General features: G+C 65.9%; 17 protein-coding genes. 13 read left to right on the forward strand and 4 right to left on the reverse strand.

Annotation, left to right across the window (positions count from 1 at the left end):
• The first annotated feature begins 7 nt into the window (after window positions 1–7).
• On the forward strand, window positions 8–907 hold the full coding sequence (locus B4F19_RS09910; protein WP_228178158.1) for a tyrosine recombinase XerC: 900 nt from the start codon (window positions 8–10) through the stop codon (window positions 905–907).
• A gap of 60 nt (window positions 908–967) precedes the next feature.
• A complete protein-coding gene (locus B4F19_RS09915) occupies window positions 968–1543 on the forward strand; it encodes a hypothetical protein (protein WP_228178159.1) in 576 nt (191 codons plus the stop codon).
• A 15-nt stretch (window positions 1544–1558) separates the two neighbouring features.
• Here B4F19_RS09915 and B4F19_RS09920 read toward each other — a convergent pair whose 3' ends face one another.
• A complete protein-coding gene (locus B4F19_RS09920; RefSeq protein ID WP_228178160.1) occupies window positions 1559–2110 on the reverse strand; it encodes a murein hydrolase activator EnvC family protein in 552 nt (183 codons plus the stop codon).
• Between the two features lie 329 nt (window positions 2111–2439).
• Here B4F19_RS09920 and rpsB point away from each other — a divergent pair, with 329 nt between their 5' ends.
• The 9 genes from rpsB to B4F19_RS09965 all read left to right on the forward strand — a co-directional run bounded on the left by rpsB (window position 2440) and on the right by B4F19_RS09965 (window position 9094).
• Window positions 2440–3351, forward strand: coding sequence for a 30S ribosomal protein S2 (gene rpsB, locus B4F19_RS09925; protein WP_292734544.1), 912 nt, complete (start codon window positions 2440–2442; stop codon window positions 3349–3351).
• A gap of 81 nt (window positions 3352–3432) precedes the next feature.
• Window positions 3433–4260 carry a translation elongation factor Ts gene (gene tsf / locus B4F19_RS09930; RefSeq protein ID WP_292734547.1) on the forward strand — a complete coding sequence of 276 codons (828 nt, stop codon included), beginning with the start codon at window positions 3433–3435 and terminating at the stop codon, window positions 4258–4260.
• A gap of 86 nt (window positions 4261–4346) precedes the next feature.
• Complete coding sequence (gene pyrH / locus B4F19_RS09935; RefSeq protein ID WP_228178163.1) at window positions 4347–5069, forward strand: UMP kinase; 723 nt, start codon at window positions 4347–4349, stop codon at window positions 5067–5069.
• Window positions 5070–5116: 47 nt separating this feature from the next.
• A complete protein-coding gene (frr, locus tag B4F19_RS09940; RefSeq protein ID WP_292726839.1) occupies window positions 5117–5671 on the forward strand; it encodes a ribosome recycling factor in 555 nt (184 codons plus the stop codon).
• A gap of 8 nt (window positions 5672–5679) precedes the next feature.
• Window positions 5680–6687, forward strand: a complete 1008-nt coding sequence (locus B4F19_RS09945) for a phosphatidate cytidylyltransferase (protein WP_292734550.1) — start codon at window positions 5680–5682, stop codon at window positions 6685–6687.
• 37 nt (window positions 6688–6724) lie between these two features.
• Window positions 6725–7315: a DivIVA domain-containing protein gene (locus tag B4F19_RS09950; RefSeq protein ID WP_228178166.1), complete on the forward strand. Its 591-nt coding sequence runs from the start codon at window positions 6725–6727 to the stop codon at window positions 7313–7315.
• A 56-nt stretch (window positions 7316–7371) separates the two neighbouring features.
• Window positions 7372–8070 (forward strand): transglycosylase SLT domain-containing protein, encoded by a 699-nt coding sequence (locus B4F19_RS09955; RefSeq protein ID WP_292726841.1) that lies wholly within the window; start codon window positions 7372–7374, stop codon window positions 8068–8070.
• Between the two features lie 9 nt (window positions 8071–8079).
• On the forward strand, window positions 8080–8364 hold the full coding sequence (locus B4F19_RS09960) for a hypothetical protein (RefSeq protein WP_228178168.1): 285 nt from the start codon (window positions 8080–8082) through the stop codon (window positions 8362–8364).
• Window position 8365: 1 nt separating this feature from the next.
• Complete coding sequence (locus tag B4F19_RS09965; RefSeq protein ID WP_228178169.1) at window positions 8366–9094, forward strand: alpha/beta hydrolase; 729 nt, start codon at window positions 8366–8368, stop codon at window positions 9092–9094.
• A 3-nt stretch (window positions 9095–9097) separates the two neighbouring features.
• Here B4F19_RS09965 and B4F19_RS09970 read toward each other — a convergent pair whose 3' ends face one another.
• Window positions 9098–10162 (reverse strand): AI-2E family transporter, encoded by a 1065-nt coding sequence (locus tag B4F19_RS09970; RefSeq protein WP_228178170.1) that lies wholly within the window; start codon window positions 10160–10162, stop codon window positions 9098–9100.
• Between the two features lie 166 nt (window positions 10163–10328).
• Here B4F19_RS09970 and B4F19_RS09975 point away from each other — a divergent pair, with 166 nt between their 5' ends.
• Window positions 10329–12200, forward strand: a complete 1872-nt coding sequence (locus B4F19_RS09975; protein ID WP_228178171.1) for a glycosyl transferase — start codon at window positions 10329–10331, stop codon at window positions 12198–12200.
• A complete protein-coding gene (locus B4F19_RS09980; protein WP_228178172.1) occupies window positions 12197–13147 on the forward strand; it encodes a tetratricopeptide repeat protein in 951 nt (316 codons plus the stop codon). The genes B4F19_RS09975 and B4F19_RS09980 overlap by 4 nt, the downstream gene beginning before the upstream one ends.
• Window positions 13148–13180: 33 nt before the next feature.
• Here B4F19_RS09980 and glgB read toward each other — a convergent pair whose 3' ends face one another.
• Window positions 13181–15349: a 1,4-alpha-glucan branching protein GlgB gene (gene glgB, locus B4F19_RS09985; protein WP_292734553.1), complete on the reverse strand. Its 2169-nt coding sequence runs from the start codon at window positions 15347–15349 to the stop codon at window positions 13181–13183.
• Window positions 15346–17307 carry a maltotransferase domain-containing protein gene (locus B4F19_RS09990; protein ID WP_292734604.1) on the reverse strand — a complete coding sequence of 654 codons (1962 nt, stop codon included), beginning with the start codon at window positions 17305–17307 and terminating at the stop codon, window positions 15346–15348. Before B4F19_RS09990 ends, glgB begins: the two co-directional genes overlap by 4 nt.
• Window positions 17308–17341: the final 34 nt, after the last annotated feature.

Genomic DNA, 17341 nt, shown 5'->3' on the forward strand with positions numbered 1-17341 from the left:
TGTGTGCATGGAGATCTCCGCGGCGGCCGAGCAGTACTTGCGCTACGTCGCCGACGTTCGCCGGCTGTCTCCCGCAACGGTGCGCGCGTACCGGTCGGATCTCGCCGACCTGGCCGACGCTGTGGGTCCCTCCCGAATCCAGGACGTTGATCTCGAGATGCTGCGGAACTGGATGTGGCGTGCCAGCGAGCGGGGCGACGCCCGATCCACTCTCGCGCGGCGCGCAGCCTCGGTGCGCACCTTCTTCGCGTGGGCGTTGGACGCGAACCTCATCGGCACGGATCCGGCAGTGCGGCTTGTGGCCCCAAAACGGGGGCGGACCCTCCCGAAGGTTGCGTCTGCCGAGGGCCTGGCGCAGTTGCTCGATGAGCTCGGGCAGTCGGCACGCGCGGGTGGCGACCCGATCGAGCTCCGGGATCACGCCATGCTTGAGCTCCTCTATGGCGCTGCGCTTCGGGTGTCGGAACTGTGCGCTCTGGATCTCACCGATCTCGATGGCGGACGACACACTGCGCGCGTGTGGGGTAAGGGGTCCAAGGAGCGGGTCGTGCCCTACGGGGGCGCCGCGGCACGAGCACTGGATGCCTACCTCGTGCGGGGCAGACCTGCGCTGGTCGTATCCGATACGGCTCGTCGAGCGCTCTTTCTCGGAGCTCGCGGTGCGCGTATCGGTTCCCGCACCGTCTATGACGTGGTGGCACGCCGCGTCGGGGTCGTGACGGGAGGCAACATCGGCCCGCATGCGCTGCGTCACTCGGGCGCCACGCATCTGCTCGATGGTGGCGCTGACCTGCGGTCGGTACAGGAGATGCTCGGCCACGCGAGTCTCGGAACCACGCAGATCTACACCCACGTGTCGAGCGAGCGACTGACCGCGAGCTATCGCCTCGCGCATCCCCGCGCGTAGGCGCGACGAGCACCAACCGCCGCGTATCCGACGATCCGCACTTCGCCGTAGGGTTATCGCATGCATGCTCCGCGCCGCACGCTCGGTGTCGCCCTGGCGCTCGCGACGACTCTCGCGCTCGCCGGATGCATCGTGGTACCCGGACCGCGCACGACCGTGATCCCGACCCGCGGGCCCGCGACTCCCGTGCCCTCGCCGACGTGGGAGACGCTCGCCCCAACGCCGGCGCCCACAGTCACGGTTGATCCAGCTCCGGCTCCGGATGCTCTCTGCGTGAACGGCAAAGCTGTCCTCGCCGGTAACGACGTCAGCTTCGCTGTCACGGGAGACTGTGCCGAAGTGACGATTGCTGGCAACCGGATCATCGCGCAGATCGCCGGGTCCGCGGACACCGTGCTACTCCAGGGGAGTGGTAACAGCGTCACGATCGGCGACATGGGTGATGTGCGCATCGAAGGTAACGACAACAGCTTCGTCAGCGGAGCGATCGGATCCCTGCAGATCGCCGGCGACCGTATGCGTATCGACGCTGACGGTGCCATCGGAGACGTCACGGTCAACGGCAACGACAACACCTTCAGCGCGACCGGGTACGGCACGATTCAGGACAACGGCGGCAGGAACGTGTTCGGCTGATCCGGTCGCACGCGCTCATGCGCAGCAGGGAAGCAGAACTGCCCTGGGCACGCCGCCCAGCACCACCATCGGGTTGATGTACTCGCCATGCCATCGCACGCCGAAGTGCACACCGCCAGCGGGCGTGTGGCCGCCGTCACCCACGATGCCGACGTCTTCGCCTCGCGCGACGCGGTCACCTGCCACCAGCGGAGAGGTCACGGGCTCCAGTGTCGTCACGAGCCCGTTGCCGTGGTCAATCGTGATGAGGTCCCGATCGACCACGCGGCCGCTGAACTGCACGAAGCCGGCCGCGGGGGAACGGATGGTTCGCACGCCGAAAAGCTCAAGGTCGATGCCACGGTGACCCGGTCCGTAGCGATGCGCCGGTGCAACGTAGGCAGTGAGGATGCGGAATCCCGACACGGGCCAGACCCAGTCATCCGCCACCAGCGCAGGGTCGGCTGAGCGTACCGCGGCTGCTTCCGCTGCGATCCCTGGCGCGGCGGAAGCGGGTGCGGATGCTGCCAGTGAAGCGGCAGCGGTGAGGGCAAGAACCGCGGTCAGCAGATGACGAAAGGTTGACATGCCATTGAGCATCCGGTTCGCCTCAGCACTCCAGGGGCGGCCGATGCCTCGTCGGGGACAGGCGCCGGGTTCGTCGGGCCTGGGGAGGAACCAGCGCTCCGACCTCTCACGTATCTGGGCCAGGCTACCGCTGGTACACTGGGAGGGCATCCCGATCTCGGGGTGACTTCGCGTGCCCACAGCCTGACTATCAGTCAGGTGGCACGACTTCCATCGGTCTGAGCTCACCAGAGCACAGCGGAAGCGTGTCGGGCGCCAGGATCGTCGGTCGCCGACCGGCGAGATCAACCGTAAGAGACGCGGACTCGCGTCAGCAAAGGAGTACGGCCATGGCCGTCGTTACGATTCGCCAGCTGCTCGACAGCGGCGTGCACTTCGGACACCAGACCCGCCGGTGGAACCCGAAAGTCAAGCGCTTCATCCTCACTGAGCGCAGCGGCATCCACATCATCGACCTGCAGCAGTCGCTGACCTACATCGACAAGGCTTACGAGTTCGTCAAGGAGACCGTCGCCCACGGCGGCTCGATCCTCTTCGTCGGCACCAAGAAGCAGGCTCAGGAAGTCATCGCCGAGCAGGCAACCCGCGTGGGTCAGCCCTACGTCAACCAGCGGTGGCTCGGTGGCCTCCTCACCAACTTCGTCACCGTCTCCAAGCGACTTCAGCGCATGAAGGAGCTCGAGGAGCTCAACTACGACGACCCGGCTGCGAGCGGCTTCACCAAGAAGGAACTGCTGATCAAGAAGCGCGAGCTCGACAAGCTCCACAAGTCGCTCGGCGGTATCCGCAACCTGCAGAAGACCCCGTCGGCAATCTGGGTCGTCGACGCCAAGCGCGAGCACCTCGCAATCGACGAGGCCAAGAAGCTCGGCATCCCCGTTATCGGCATCCTCGACACCAACGCCGACCCTGACGAGTTCCAGTACCCGATTCCCGGTAACGACGACGCGATCCGTTCGGTGAGCCTGCTCACCCGCATCATCGCGGATGCCGCCGCTGACGGTCTCATCCAGCGCCACCAGCCCGCTGGCGAGGCCGAGGCTGCTGAGCCGCTCGCCGAGTGGGAGCGCGAGCTTCTCGAGCAGGGCGCACCCGTCGTCACCGACGTCGCGGAGGTCGAGACCATTGCGACCGAGTCCGAGGCTGACGCTGCCGGCGCCGCCGCGCACGAGGCAGTTGCCGGTGACGCGGAAACCGTCGCCGCTGACACTGACGCTGACGCCGTCGCCGAGTCCAAGTAAGCCGATCGACATCGCTCCGGTGGCGCCACCGCGCCACCGGAGCATCCACGAGAACTCATCACGAACAAGGAGCCGCCACCCATGGCAAACTTCACGATCGCCGACATCAAGGCGCTGCGCGAGCAGCTGGGCACGGGAATGGTCGACACCAAGAAGGCGCTCGAAGAGGCTGACGGCGACGTCGAGAAGGCCGTCGAGATCCTGCGCCTGAAGGGCGCGAAGGGTAACGCGAAGCGTGCCGACCGTTCCACGAGCGAGGGGCTCATCGCCGCCCGCGAACTGGATGGCAAGGTCACCCTCATCGAGCTTGCCTGCGAGACCGACTTCGTTGCGAAGAACGACCGCTTCGTGGCCCTCGCCGACAAGGTCGTCGAGGCTGCCGCAGCCGCCGGCGCGAACTCGGTCGACGAGGCCCTGGCCGCATCCGCGGGCGCGGGAACTGTCGACCAGCTCATCTCGGACGAGGCAGCGATCATCGGAGAGAAGGTCGAGCTGCGCCAGGTGCGCACGCTCGAGGGCGAGAAGTTCGAAATCTACCTGCACAAGACCAACAAGGACCTTCCGCCGCAGGTGGGTGTTGTGTTGGCCTACACGGGTGATGACGCCGAGACCGCTCGCGCGCTGGCGCAGCACATCTCCTTCGCCAACCCGTCGTACCTGTCCCGCGACGATGTCCCCGAGGCCGACGTCGAGAAGGAGCGCGAGATCGTCACCGAGATCTCTCGCAACGAGGGCAAGCCCGAGGCTGCCCTTCCGAAGATCGTCGAGGGCCGCGTGAACGCCTTCTTCAAGCAGGTCGCTCTGCTCGACCAGGACTACGCCCGAGACAACAAGCTCTCGGTCGCCCAGGTTGCGAAGGACGCTGGCCTCACGCTCACCGACTTCGTTCGGTTCAAGGTCGGCGCGTAAGCATCATGTCGAAAGGGTCCGCACCATCCAGTGCGGGCCCTTTCTGATGTGCTTCGGTAGGTTGTAGGCGACAAGAGGAGACGTACGTGGCGGATGAATCGACGGGGCGCCGACGCGTCCTGCTCAAGCTTTCGGGGGAAGCGTTCGGGGGAGGGCAGCTGGGGGTCAACCCGGATGTCGTCAGCCAAATGGCACGCGAGATCGCTGCGGCGGTCGACGAGGTAGAGATCGCCGTCGTCGTTGGCGGCGGTAACTTCTTCCGCGGCGCGGAGCTCAGCCAGCGGGGAATGGACCGAGGTCGCGCGGACTACATGGGGATGCTCGGCACCGTCATGAACGCACTCGCGCTGCAGGACTTCCTCGAGCAGGCGGGAGCCGCAACGCGCGTCCAGTCGGCGATCTCGATGACCCAGGTGGCCGAGCCATACATCCCCCGTCGCGCAGAACGGCACATGGAGAAGGGGCGCGTCGTCATCTTCGGAGCGGGCGCGGGCCTTCCCTACTTCTCGACCGATACCGTCGCCGCTCAGCGCGCGCTCGAGATCGGCGCGAGCGAGGTTCTCGTCGCGAAGAACGGCGTCGACGGCGTTTACACTGCCGATCCGCGCAAGGATCCCACTGCGACCCGCATCGACCGGATCACGTATCTCGACGCGTTGCAGCGTGGCTTGAAGGTCGTGGATTCGACGGCCTTCAGCCTGTGCATGGACAACGGCATGGACATGCGCGTGTTCGGTATGGAGCCCGAGGGCAACGTCACACGCGCTCTTCTCGGCGAATCCATCGGCACTGTCGTCACGGTCGGCTGAAAGCCTGCCGACTAGACTATGCAGGTCACACGCAGTAAGGAGTCGCCGTGATCGCGGATGTTTTGACCGATGCCGGAACCCGCATGGATCGTGCAGTGGAGGCCGCGAAGGATGACTTCGCGACCGTACGCACGGGACGCGCCAACCCGCAGTTGTTCCAGCGGATCATGGTCGACTACTACGGTTCGCCGACCCCGCTTGCTCAGCTTGCCTCGCTGAACAACCCTGAGGCGCGCACGCTTGTTATCAACCCCTACGACAAGTCCGCGCTCAAGGCGATCGAGCAGGCCATCCGGGATGCTCCCAACCTCGGTGCCAACCCGACCAACGACGGCACGATCGTTCGTGTCACGATGCCAGAGCTCACCGAAGAGCGCCGCAAGGAGTTCGTGAAGCTCGTGCGCGCGAAGGCCGAGGACGCCAAGGTGCACGTGCGCGGCATCCGGCGCAAGGCCAAGGATGACCTCGACGCCCTCAAGAGCGACATCGGTGAAGACGAGCTTGCTCGCGCCGAGAAAGAGCTCGATGCGCTCACGCGCGCCCACGTCGACCAGATCGACGAGGCGCTCAAGCGCAAAGAAGCTGAGCTTCTCGAGGTGTAGCGGTCGACATGACCGATGACCGTTCCGATGCGCGCGTCCCTGGCGAATCCGCCGGGGAAGCTACGGAGGAGGCCGGCCCCGGCCTCCAGGCGCAGATGCGCACCGCGCGAACCGAGTTCGAGCAGCATGTGGCACACGCGCGCGCGGAGTTCGAAGAGGCCAACGAGCGCATCAAGAAGCGTACTGGCAGGGACCTGATCCTCGCGATCCTCATCGGCGTGGGTATCGGGGCTGTCGCGCTCCTGTCGCTGATCTTCATCAAGTGGGTCTTCATCTTCTTGGCTCTGGGCGTCGTCGTTCTCGGCGTTGTCGAGTTCTCGCGTGCGCTGGCGGGCTCGGATCGCCGTATCGATCTCGCGCCCCAGATCGTTGCTGCAGTCGTGGTGCTTCTCTCGGGGGCGTTCCTTGAGCTGTGGCTGCACTGGGTGGCGCTGTTCGCTGCGTTGGCTTTCGTCGTCGTCTGGCGATTGATCACCCAGATGGCTGCTGCCGACGGCCGGCGATATTCCGCCGTCACGAGCGACGTACTCGCCGGGACTTTCGTGGTGTTCTACGTTCCGTTCCTCGCGAGCATGGCGATGGTGTTGCTGCGTCAGGATGCCGGTGAGTGGTGGATCATCGCGTTCATCGCGGTCGCCGTTGTCGCTGACACCGCCGCCTACGCTTCCGGACTCACCTTCGGGAAGCATCCGATGGCGCCGCGGATCAGTCCGAACAAGACGTGGGAGGGCTTCGCGGGCGCTGTCGTCGGCGCCGTTGCTGCGGGCACCCTGCTCGGTATCTTCATGCTGGGCATTCCCTGGTGGGCTGGTGCGATTCTGGGTGCTGTGATCCTCGGTACGGCGACAACCGGCGACCTCGGTGAGTCGATGGTGAAGCGAGACCTCGGCATCAAAGACATGAGTTCATGGCTGCCCGGACACGGGGGAGTCCTCGACCGGCTCGATTCGATCCTCCCGTCGGCAACAGCGGCGCTGGCCCTGTACTACCTGTTCTCGCCGTTGGTGGCATCATGATGTGGCGTAGCAGCGTGAGGCTGGCAACCGAATGACAATGACTTCTTCTCCGGAATCGGCAGCGCCCGCTGTCCCCGAACCGGCTCGTGCGCTGTTTCCCGTCACGCGTGGCCGAGTGAAGGGCTATGAGCGCGCCGCGGTCGACAGCTTCCTCTCGCACGCGCGTGATGCCTTTGAGGCTCCGGGACACCCGTCGATGACGTCGGGTCAGATTCGGGCTGCTGCTTTTCCGCTCGCGCGCCGCGGATACGAAATCACGAGCGTGGATGCCGCGCTGACCCGTATCGAGGACGCCTTCGCTCGTCGGGAACGCGACGCCGCCATCGCCCGGGTGGGGACGGATGTCTGGATCGCGCGGACGCGGCGAGACGCCCAGACGGTGCTCGACCGCCTGCAACGACCTTCTCGCCGTCGCTTCCAGCGGACCGGAGCTCTCCGATACGGGTACCGGATCGACGAGGTCGACTTCGTCATGAACAAGCTCGCTCGGTATCTCGAGACCGGGAGCGGCGCGACCATCGAGCAGGTTCGTGGGGTCGCCTTCCGCATGCAGCGGGGCGGCTACCGCGAAGTGCAAGTTGATGCCGTCCTGGACGCTGTCGTCGAGATCATGCTCGCTGTCGAGTGAACCCGCGCGTCGCTCGAGGCGAACCCGTGGCTTCGCCTCGGTAGAATCGGGTCATTGTGACTGATGAACGCCGTGGCGCCGACGTAACCGCGCGCGCGAGCAGTGAGCTCGCCCCGCGGCGTTCCAGCGTGCCGCCCCGGGCAGCTGCAGCCCCTGTCGGACACTGGTCGAAGCGCCGCGGCGTGCTCGCGGTCTTCGCTGCTTTCGCGGCACTGGGCTTTGTTGCGGCTAACGCCGGCCCGAGCGGAATGGCTTTCGCGACGGCCGAGGACGACACGCCCGAGCCTGTCTCGCTGTACGCGAGTTCGATCGTCGACGCGCAGTCACTGGTCATAGACACGGATGCCGAGCCTGTCGCTTTTGATCCAGATCGCGGTGGCTACGAGGTGTACGTCAAGCCCAAGCCCAAGCCCACTCCCGTCGTGGCATCCAGCGGTGGTGGAGGCGGCGCAGCAGCACCGTTGTTCTACTCGGGCGGTGGTTCGCCGGCCGAGTGGATGTCGGCGGCCGGGATTCCCGAGAGCGACTGGGGCTACGTCGATTACGTCGTCTCACGGGAGAGCGGGTGGAATCCCAACGCGACGAACCGGCGGTCGGGAGCCTGCGGTCTGGTTCAGGCTCTGCCGTGCAGCAAGGTTCCCGGAAGCGGCTACAACCCGGTCGACAATCTGCGGTGGGCCAACGGCTATGCCGTGGGACGCTATGGCAGCTGGGCCGGCGCGTACAACTTCTGGGTCAACAACCACTGGTGGTGACCGTCGAAGATGCCACGATCCCATCGTCGTCGACCCGAGCCTGCCGGCGATGACGGCCTCGAACGCCTGATCGCCGGCTGGAAGCGAACCGAGGTACGCCGCGGCGTGGAGTGGACGGTTCAGCCGGTATCGGCGGCGCAGGCGACGAAGTCGTATGCGTGCCCCGGATGCGTTCGCCCTATCGAGCCGGGCACCGCCCACATCGTCGCGTGGCGCGCAGATGGCGTCCTCGGGGACGCTGCCGATCTCGCGGCTCGCCGACATTGGCACTCACACTGCTGGAGGATCAGCTGACATGGAGATTCGCGGACCGATGCTTCTTCCCGCTCGCCGGCAAGAGATCGAGCTTCACACGCAAGACGGACTGACTCTGGTCGGTGAACTCGCCGTGCCTGCCGAGCGCACCCCCCACGCCACGCTCGTCACGCTGCATCCGCTGCCGACGGCTGGTGGATTCATGGACTCGCACATCTTCCGCAAGGCGGCGGCGCGCCTGCCCGCCCTGGCCGATCTTGCCGTGCTCCGATTCAACACACGCGGGACGACGTCGCCGCGGGGGACCAGCGACGGCTCTTTCGACGGTGGTGACTCCGAGCGGTGGGATGTCGCTGCGGCAATGTCGTTCGTCGCCGAACGGGGACTGCCGCGTCCGTGGATCGTCGGCTGGTCCTTCGGGACGGAGCTGGCGCTGAAGTACGCCGCCGACCACGACGTCGAAGGAATCGTGCTGCTGTCACCGCCGCTGCACCGAACCACCGAGGATGAACTGGCGGGCTGGGCAGAAGACCCGCGGCCCATCATTGTTCTTGTCCCCGAGTTCGATGACTTCCTGCGGCCCGACGAGGCGGCCAAGCGTTTCTCGGCGATCCCGCACGCCACGCTCATTCCGGTTGAGGGCGGACGCCACCTCTGGGTGGGGGAGAACCAGACCAGGACGGTGCTCACCGAGATCGTCGCTGCGATCAACCCGGATGCCCTGCCGTTGCCGACGGAGTGGGACGGCGAGCTCGGCGAGCCCGCCTGAGGCTCAGCGCTCGTTCTGGCGCGGGATCACGACCTGCCGGTAGATGATCAAGACGCTCGCCGCCGCCGGGATCGCGATCAGGGCGCCGAGGAGCCCAAGAAGCGATCCTCCCGCGAGTGCCGCGACCACCACGACCGCTCCGGGAATCGCGACGGCGCGACTCATGATTCGAGGCGAGATGACGTACGCCTCGAGCTGCATGTAGATGAGGTAGTAGATCGCCGCGATGAGGGCTATCGTCGGCGAGCCGAGACCCGGGATCAGGCAGGTCAGCACGATAATCGTCGACCCGGTGAGCGTTCCCACGAGCGGGATCAGCGAGAACAGTAGCGCCACCACCGCGAGGACCGCGGGGAACGGCGCATCGATGATGCTGAGGAAAATCCAACTCAGGATGCCGTTGATGACACCCAGGCTGACCTGGCCGATCACGTAATAGCCGACCGAATTGGTGATCTGTTCGGCGAGGTCGACGAACCGCTGACGCTTGGATGCCGCGACCAGTTGGTACACGGCCTTCTTGAGCGAGGGGATGGATGCCGTGAAGTAGATCGTCAGGATCAGCACGATGAAGGCGCCGAAGAGGCCACTTGCGATGGTGGCACCGATAGCGAGGATGTTGCCACCGATCGACCCGCCGATCGACGCGAAGTCCAGTCCCTGGAGCCACTGCAGGATGTAGGCGAAGATGTCATCCCATCTGAGCATGGGGAACACCGACTCGAGCCACGTTTGGAGCTCATCCGGCCACGAGGGGTTCTGCAGAATGCGGGTGACCTCGACGACGAACTGCGTGATCTGTTCCACGATGATCGGGAGCACCATCAGGATGACGCCGGCGAAGACGCCCAACACGACGACGATCGTGACGAGTACCGCCGCCCACCGCGGTACGCGACGGCGGATCAGCCACGAAACCATCGGTTCCAGGCCGAGCGCGAGAAACAGCGCTGTGCCCACATAAAGCAGGATCGTCGACAACGTCTGCACGCTCGCGATGAGCAGGAGTCCGAGACCCACGCCGAGGGTCGCGACGAATGCGACGCGGAAGGGGTTCTGCAGCTTCACGGGACCTCGTTCTCTCAGGCGTGACCCGCCTGGCGATCAGAATACGCATAGCCGGGGCCTAGTCGGTGATGCATCGCCTCCCTGGGGACTTTCAGGACATGTTCGCTAGTCTGAAATGTCGAGTTTTCGGCGTGCGTCGACGTCCGTGCGCCGAGGAAGGTTTTTCGTGCGTTTCGTATGGGCTGTGGTCGCGCTGGTTCTGGCGACCGTGATGATCGGGGCGGGAATCGCCCAGCGGACGATCTTCCAGGGCCCACGGTCGACGACAGCCGATGTTTCGATCACCCAAGACGAGCCGTATCTGGTCATCGACGGCGCCGTGCTGACCGCGAACCCCGGGTCCCAGACGCTGCGGGTGCTGGGGGATGGCTCTGTCTTCGCCGCTTACGGCAGAACTGCCGACGTGCAGGCATGGCTTGCTGACACCACCTACAACCAGGTAGTGCAGACCGAGGACGGCTCGCTCGTTACCGAGGAGATCGAGCCGACTCCTGAGCCCGAACCGACCGTCGACCCCACCGCCACGCCGGCAACCGACGCCCCGACTGAGGACGGGGCAGCGGCGGGGGATGCCGCGACCGATCAGGGCACCGAGGAGGAAGCTATTCCGGGGCGGAACCCGGCAGGGTCCGATCTCTGGCTGGATGAGTACCAGCAGGAAGACCTCGTCATCGCGCCGCTGCAGCTTCCAGCCGACATGAGCGTCATCATCGCCTCGGATGGAACAGAACCTGCCCCGACGACGGTGAGTGTCACCTGGCCGATCGAGAACTCCACGCCCTGGGCTGGACCCCTGATCGTCGGTGGCGGCATCCTGATGGCGGTCGGCGTTGTGCTCTACGTCCTCGGCATCCGTCACGTGCGCCGTTCGCGGGGTCCGCGCCGCAAGGGTCTGCCCGTGCCGGTGACGGAGCCGATTGATCTGTCTGTCGCGGAGTCTGACAAGGGCGTCATCAGTGCCAGCAAGCCACGGCGGGCGCTCGGGCGCGGACGAAAGACGTTCATTGCTCTCCCCGTTGCGGCGGTCACGGTCGGCCTGCTCTCTGGCTGCACGTCTGACGCGTGGCCGCAGCTGGTGCCGACCGAGACGCCGAGCCCGACCGCGTCGGTCATCGTGCCGGAGGGCCAGCAGGCTCCAGCCGTCACCAAGCAGCAGGCCGAGCGGATCGTCGAGCAGGTGGCTCAGACGGTGGCGCAGGCCGATGAGGCTAAGGATGCTGACCTCGCAGCGACCCGGCTCGACGGTGCGCTTCTGGCAGAGCGCAAGACGAACTACACACTGAGGGAGGCCATCGCCGATTATGCGATGCCGACGGCAGTTCCCGGCAAGCCCGTCGAGGTCGTGCTGCCGCAGGCCTATAACGGCTGGCCGCGTTCGTTCCTGGCGATCGTCACGGATGACGAGGCCAACACGTCGAGCATCATGGTGCTGACCCAGGCAGACCCGTGGACTCCCTACAAGCTGAGCTATATCGGCAACCTCGGTGGCAATACGCTGATGCCCGAGCTCGCCCCCTCCTACATCGGCGCCAGCCAGCTCGCCCCGGATTCGCCGTTCCTGTTGCTGCCGCCTGACGAGCTCGCCTCCGCGTACGCCGATGTGCTCGACAAGGGCGATGAGTCGGAGTTCGCGGGGATGTTCGACGAGCAGAGCGACCTCTTCCGTGCGGGAGTCGTCGCCGACCGCAAGGAACGTCTCGACGACTTCAACGAGACCGGAGCCGAAACCGGCAGTCTGACCTTCAGCGCCGCCGCCGGTGAGTTCCCTCCGTTCGCGATCGCCACGCTCGAGAGCGGCGCGATCGTCGCGGTAAGCATCGCCGAGACCGACACCGTCAAGCCGACCAACGAAGACGCCGTCATCAAGCTGGACAACAATGCGACGGTCAAGACTCTTTCGGGCGCGGACCAGTCGGCATCCGGGTTCTCGACGACCTTCAGCGACCAGCTCTTCTTCTATGTTCCGGAAAAGGGATCGAACGAACCGATCCGGCTTCTGGGGTACTCGAGTTCGATTTTGAAAGGCTCTGTGCTGTGACACTTCCCGGCTCCAACGTTCCTCTCCGGGGCGCCGTCGACCTGTCAGCCCTGCGCAACCGCCCGGCAGCGGCATCCCCGAGTGAGCCTGCTGCTGGCGCCCCCGCGGGGGGAAACACGGCGCGGCTGGTGATCGACGTCACAGACGCGATGTTCCCCGAGGTTCTTGAGCTGTCCAAGACGGTGCCTGTCGTCGTGGACCTGTGGGCCGAATGGTGCGGGCCGTGCAAGCAGCTCAGCCCCGTCCTCGAGCGCGTTGTCACGGAGCATGCGGGCCGGTTGGTTCTGGCAAAGGTCGACGTCGACGCCAACCCGCAGCTTGCTCAGGCGTTCCGCGCCCAGTCGATTCCAATGGTCGTGGCCCTGGTCGGCGGTCAGGCTGTGCCGTTGTTCACCGGCGCCGTTCCCGAACAGCAGGTGCGCGAGGTGTTCGCCCAGTTGCTGCAGCTTGCCGCGCAGAACGGCGTCACCGGCTCAGTCGGCTCAGGCGACGCCGACGCTGCTGATGAAGAGGGTGCTGCTGCCGAGCCCGCGATGCCGCCGCTTCACGCCGAGGCGTTCGCTGCGATCGAGTCCGGCGACTATGCGGCGGCGATCTCTGCGTACGAGCGCGCGCTCGCTGAGAACCCGCGCGACGCCGACGCGCGGGCGGGGCTCGCCCAGGTGCGGCTGCTCTCTCGGGTCCAGGATGCCGACCTCCAGGCCGCGCGCGCAGCGGCTGCGGCTGCTCCGACTGATGTCGACGCTCAGCTGCTGGTCGCCGACCTCGATCTTGCGGGTGGTCACGTTGAGGACGCCTTTGATCGATTGCTCGATCTGTTCGCGGCGTTGCCCGACGATGATCGCGCGCCAGTGCGGGAGCGGCTGCTTGAGCTGTTCGGCATCGTGGGCGACGACGACCCGCGCGTCATCCGGTCGCGCAGTCGCCTCGCGTCGCTGCTGTTCTGACAGTGGGCGCCCGGAAGGGCGAATTGCCCTGCGTCAGTCGCGGATAGTGGAGGGCACCCGGGCCTGCGGGTCGTAGCGCAGCCAGATGACGCTCGTCGCGGGCAGCACCATTGACGCTCTGCCGTCCTCGCCTGCAACAACCATCCCGAGGTTGCCGACGCCTGCGCCGCCGTAGTCCTGCGCGTCGGTGTTGAGGATCTCGCGCCAGACTCCGCTGTGGGGAAGGTCGAGCGCGTAGTTCGAGAGCGTGGACCCCGAGAAGTTGCACACTGCGGCGACGATGTTGCCGTCCCAGTCCCGTCGGGTGAAGGCGAGCACACTCGGGTTCCATGAGGGAGCGCCGATGCGCGAGAACGCAGACCCGTCGTTGTCGCGACTCCACAGGGGTGGGTTGGCGCGGTACGTGCCGTTGACAGCACCGACGAAGTCCTGGAGCTGTCGGTGGGTCGGCTGGTCTAGCGTCCACCAGTCGAGCCCGCGCGATTCAGACCACTCCGCCATCTGCCCGAACTCTTGCCCCATGAAAAGCAGCTGCTTGCCGGGGTGCGCCCACATGTAGGCGAGGTACGCCCGCATGTTCGCGAGCTTGGCAGCATGATCGCCCGGCATCCGAGAGAACAGACTTCCCTTGCCGTGCACTACCTCGTCGTGGCTGATCGGAAGCACGTAATTCTCGCTGAATGCGTACACGAACGAGAAGCTCAGCTCACCCTGATGGTAGGAGCGGTACAGGGGATCTCGCTTGATGTATTCGAGACTGTCGTTCATCCAGCCCATGTTCCACTTGAACCCGAAACCGAGCCCGGCGTGGTCGGTGGGCGCGGTCACACCGGGGAAGCTCGTCGATTCCTCGGCCATCATGCTGATGCCCGGGAACGTCTTGTAGCACGTCGCATTGACCTCCTGCAGGAACCGAATGGCCTCGAGGTTCTCCCGACCGCCGTGGATGTTCGGTTCCCACTCGCCAGCGTTGCGCGAGTAATCGAGGTAGAGCATCGAGGCGACGGCATCCACGCGCAGTCCGTCGACGTGGAACTCGTCGTACCAGTACAGCGCGTTGGCGACCAGGAAGTTGCGGACCTCGTTGCGTCCGTAGTCGAAGATGAGCGTTCCCCAGTCCTTGTGCTCGCCGCGACGGGGGTCCGGGTGCTCGTAGAGGGCCCTGCCGTCGAACTTCGCGAGTGCGAACTCGTCCTTCGGGAAGTGTCCGGGAACCCAGTCCATGATGACGCCGATGCCGGCCTGGTGCAGCCGGTCGATCAGGTACTTGAGGTCGTCGGGGCTGCCGAATCTGCTCGTGGGTGCGAAGTAACCCGTGACCTGATAGCCCCAGGATCCGCCGAACGGATGCTCCGCGAGGGGGAGGAACTCCACGTGGGTGAAGCCAAGCGCGCTCACGTGTTCGATCAGAGGGTCGGCTGCGTCGCGGTACGACAAGCCGGGGCGCCACGAGCCGAGGTGGACCTCGTAGATCGACATGGGCTCGGTCACCGGGCGACTCTTGGAACGTCGTGAAATCCAGGCCGAGTCCTGCCATCGGTACGACGACGCGGTGACGACCGACCCGGTAGCGGGGGGAACCTCCGCGAGTCGGGCCAGCGGGTCGGCCTTCAGCCGCCACTGCCCGTCCGGTCCCTGGATCTCGTACTTGTAGACCGCTCCCTCATCGACAGCGGGGATGAACAACTCCCAGACCCCGGAGCCACCCATCGAGCGCATCGCGTGGGCTGCGCCGTCCCACCCGTTGAAGTTGCCGACGACCCGAACTGCGCGGGCGTTCGGCGCCCAGACGGCGAAGGATGTGCCATGGCTGTCTTCGTGGGTTCGAACGTGTGAGCCCAGGACGTCCCAGAGCCGCTCGTGGCGTCCCTCGCGGATCAGATGGAGGTCCAGTTCGCCGATGGTGGGAGAGTGCCGATAGGGATCGTCGTCCCGGTAGTCGGGTCCGTCGTCGTACGTCGCGTCGATCCGGTAGGAACCAATCGGTCCGGTGACCGTGCCCTCCCAGATGCCTGCCGCGACATGCTCCAGCCGCACGCGTTTGCCGCCATCGAATACGGCGGTGACCGTCGCGGCGAGCGGTCGGCGGGTCCGGATGACCCACGTGTTCTTGCCGGTGGGATGGATGCCGAGAACGCTGTGGGGGTCGTGATGGCTGCCGTGCGCGACGGCGTCGAGTGTGGCGGGGTCGATCGTAGTCATCGCTGTCCCTCAATCCGCAGGATGTGCACGGGCTCGCGGAAGGCGTCGAGCCGCACGTAGTTGTGGTCTGTCCAGGTCCACTGGGCCCCGGTGATGAGGTCGGTGACCCCGAAGGCCTCACCCGGTTCGACGCCCCACACGCGAGTGTCGAGGTGGACCGTGGTCTCGCGCACCGAATGGGGGTCGACGTTCACCACGACGAGGATCGTGTCGGATTCGCCCGTCGGCGAGAGGGCGGCATCCAGGTGCTTCGAATAGACGAGGATCGCGTCGTCGTCGCTCCAGTGGACCGTGAGATTTCGCAACTGACGCAGTGCCGGGTGATCCCGGCGGATCTCGTTGAGGCGGGTCAGGAACGGCGCGAGGGATGAGCCCGCCGCGTCGATCGCCTCCCACTCGCGGAACTTGTACTCGTACTTCTCGTTGTCGATGTTCTCTTCGGAGCCCGGCCGGGCGACATTCTCGAACAGTTCATAACCCGCATACACGCCGTAGACCGGCGCAGCCGTGGCGGCGATCGCGGCACGGATGACGTACGCCGCGTGGCCGCCGTACTGGAGGTACTCGGTGAGGATGTCGGGGGTGTTCACGAAGAGGTTGGGCCGAAGGAAATCAGCTGTCTCGTGGGCAAGCGAGGAGAGGAACTCCTCGAGCTCCTCCTTCGTGTTGCGCCAGGTGAAGTAGGTGTAGCTCTGTTGGAACCCCGCCATTGCCAGCCCCTGGAGCGGAGCGGGGCGGGTGAACGCCTCGGCCAGGAAGACGACATCCGGGTGCTCGGCGTTCACCTCGCGGATCAACCACTCCCAGAACTGGAGCGGCTTGGTGTGCGGGTTGTCGACGCGGAAGATGCGTACGCCCTGCGCAATCCAGTGGCGCACGATCCGCAGCACCTCGGCGCGGATTCCCTCGGGATCGTTGTCGAAGTTGATCGGATAGATGTCCTGATACTTCTTCGGGGGGTTCTCGGCGTACGCGATGGACCCGTCGGGGAGCGTCGTGAACCACTCCGGGTGGCTTGTCACCCACGGATGATCCGGGGACGCCTGCAGCGCGAGGTCGAGCGCAACCTCGAGCCCTTCGGCGGCAGCTGCCCGCACGAACGCACGGAAGTCGGCGAGAGTGCCGAGATCAGGATGCACGGCATCATGTCCGCCCTCTGCCGCGCCGATCGCCCACGGCGAGCCCGGATCGCCCGGACCGGGGGTCAGCGAGTTGTTCGGGCCCTTGCGATTCGTGCGCCCGATCGGATGGATCGGCGGCAGGTACACGACGTCGAAACCCATCCGTGCAACCGCGGGAAGCCGCTTGCTGGCAGTGCGAAACGTACCGCTCTTGACGGTGCCGTCTTTGCGGAGTTTTGCCCCTTCGGACCGGGGGAAGAACTCGTACCAGGCGCCCACGCCTGCCCGTTCGCGTTCGACGAGCAAGTCGCGGTCGCTGCCCACGGTCACGAGGGACTGCAGCGGGCGAACCGTGAACGCTGCCTCCAGACGCGGATCGTCAATAAGGCTGAGCGGCTCGGTGCCGGCATCCGCGCGGAACTGCTCTGCCATCTCGGTGAGCATGCGGCGCTCGGCTGCCGGTCGATCGCGTTCGGCAGCGCCGCGTTCGCACAGCAGCGCCCCCATCTCCAGCATGAGGGGGACATCGACACCGGCGAGCACTTTGACGTGGGCCGCGTGGTGCCAGGTGGCGAAGTCGTCAGCGAAGGACTCGAAGTGGAACGTCCAGGTTCCCTCCTCAAGGAGCGCAACGTTCGTCCACCAGCGGTCGAATCCGTCCCCCGCAGGGTCCAGGCGATGCAGCGACTCGTCGCCCGACGGTGAGGTCAGGCGCAGGTGAACGCCGATGCGATCGTGGCCCTCGCGGAAGGCCGTGACGCCGAACGCGACAGCCTCGCCGTGAAAGGCGCTCGGGCTATAGGCCGCGTCGGGGGTGTCAGGCCTCGGCCGGACCATGGGGATGCGTCCCATGGCGGCGTCAGCGGCCGGC

Origin of the sequence: Microbacterium sp. UBA1097, from assembly GCF_002313585.1 — a bacterium.
Taxonomy (GTDB): domain Bacteria; phylum Actinomycetota; class Actinomycetes; order Actinomycetales; family Microbacteriaceae; genus Microbacterium.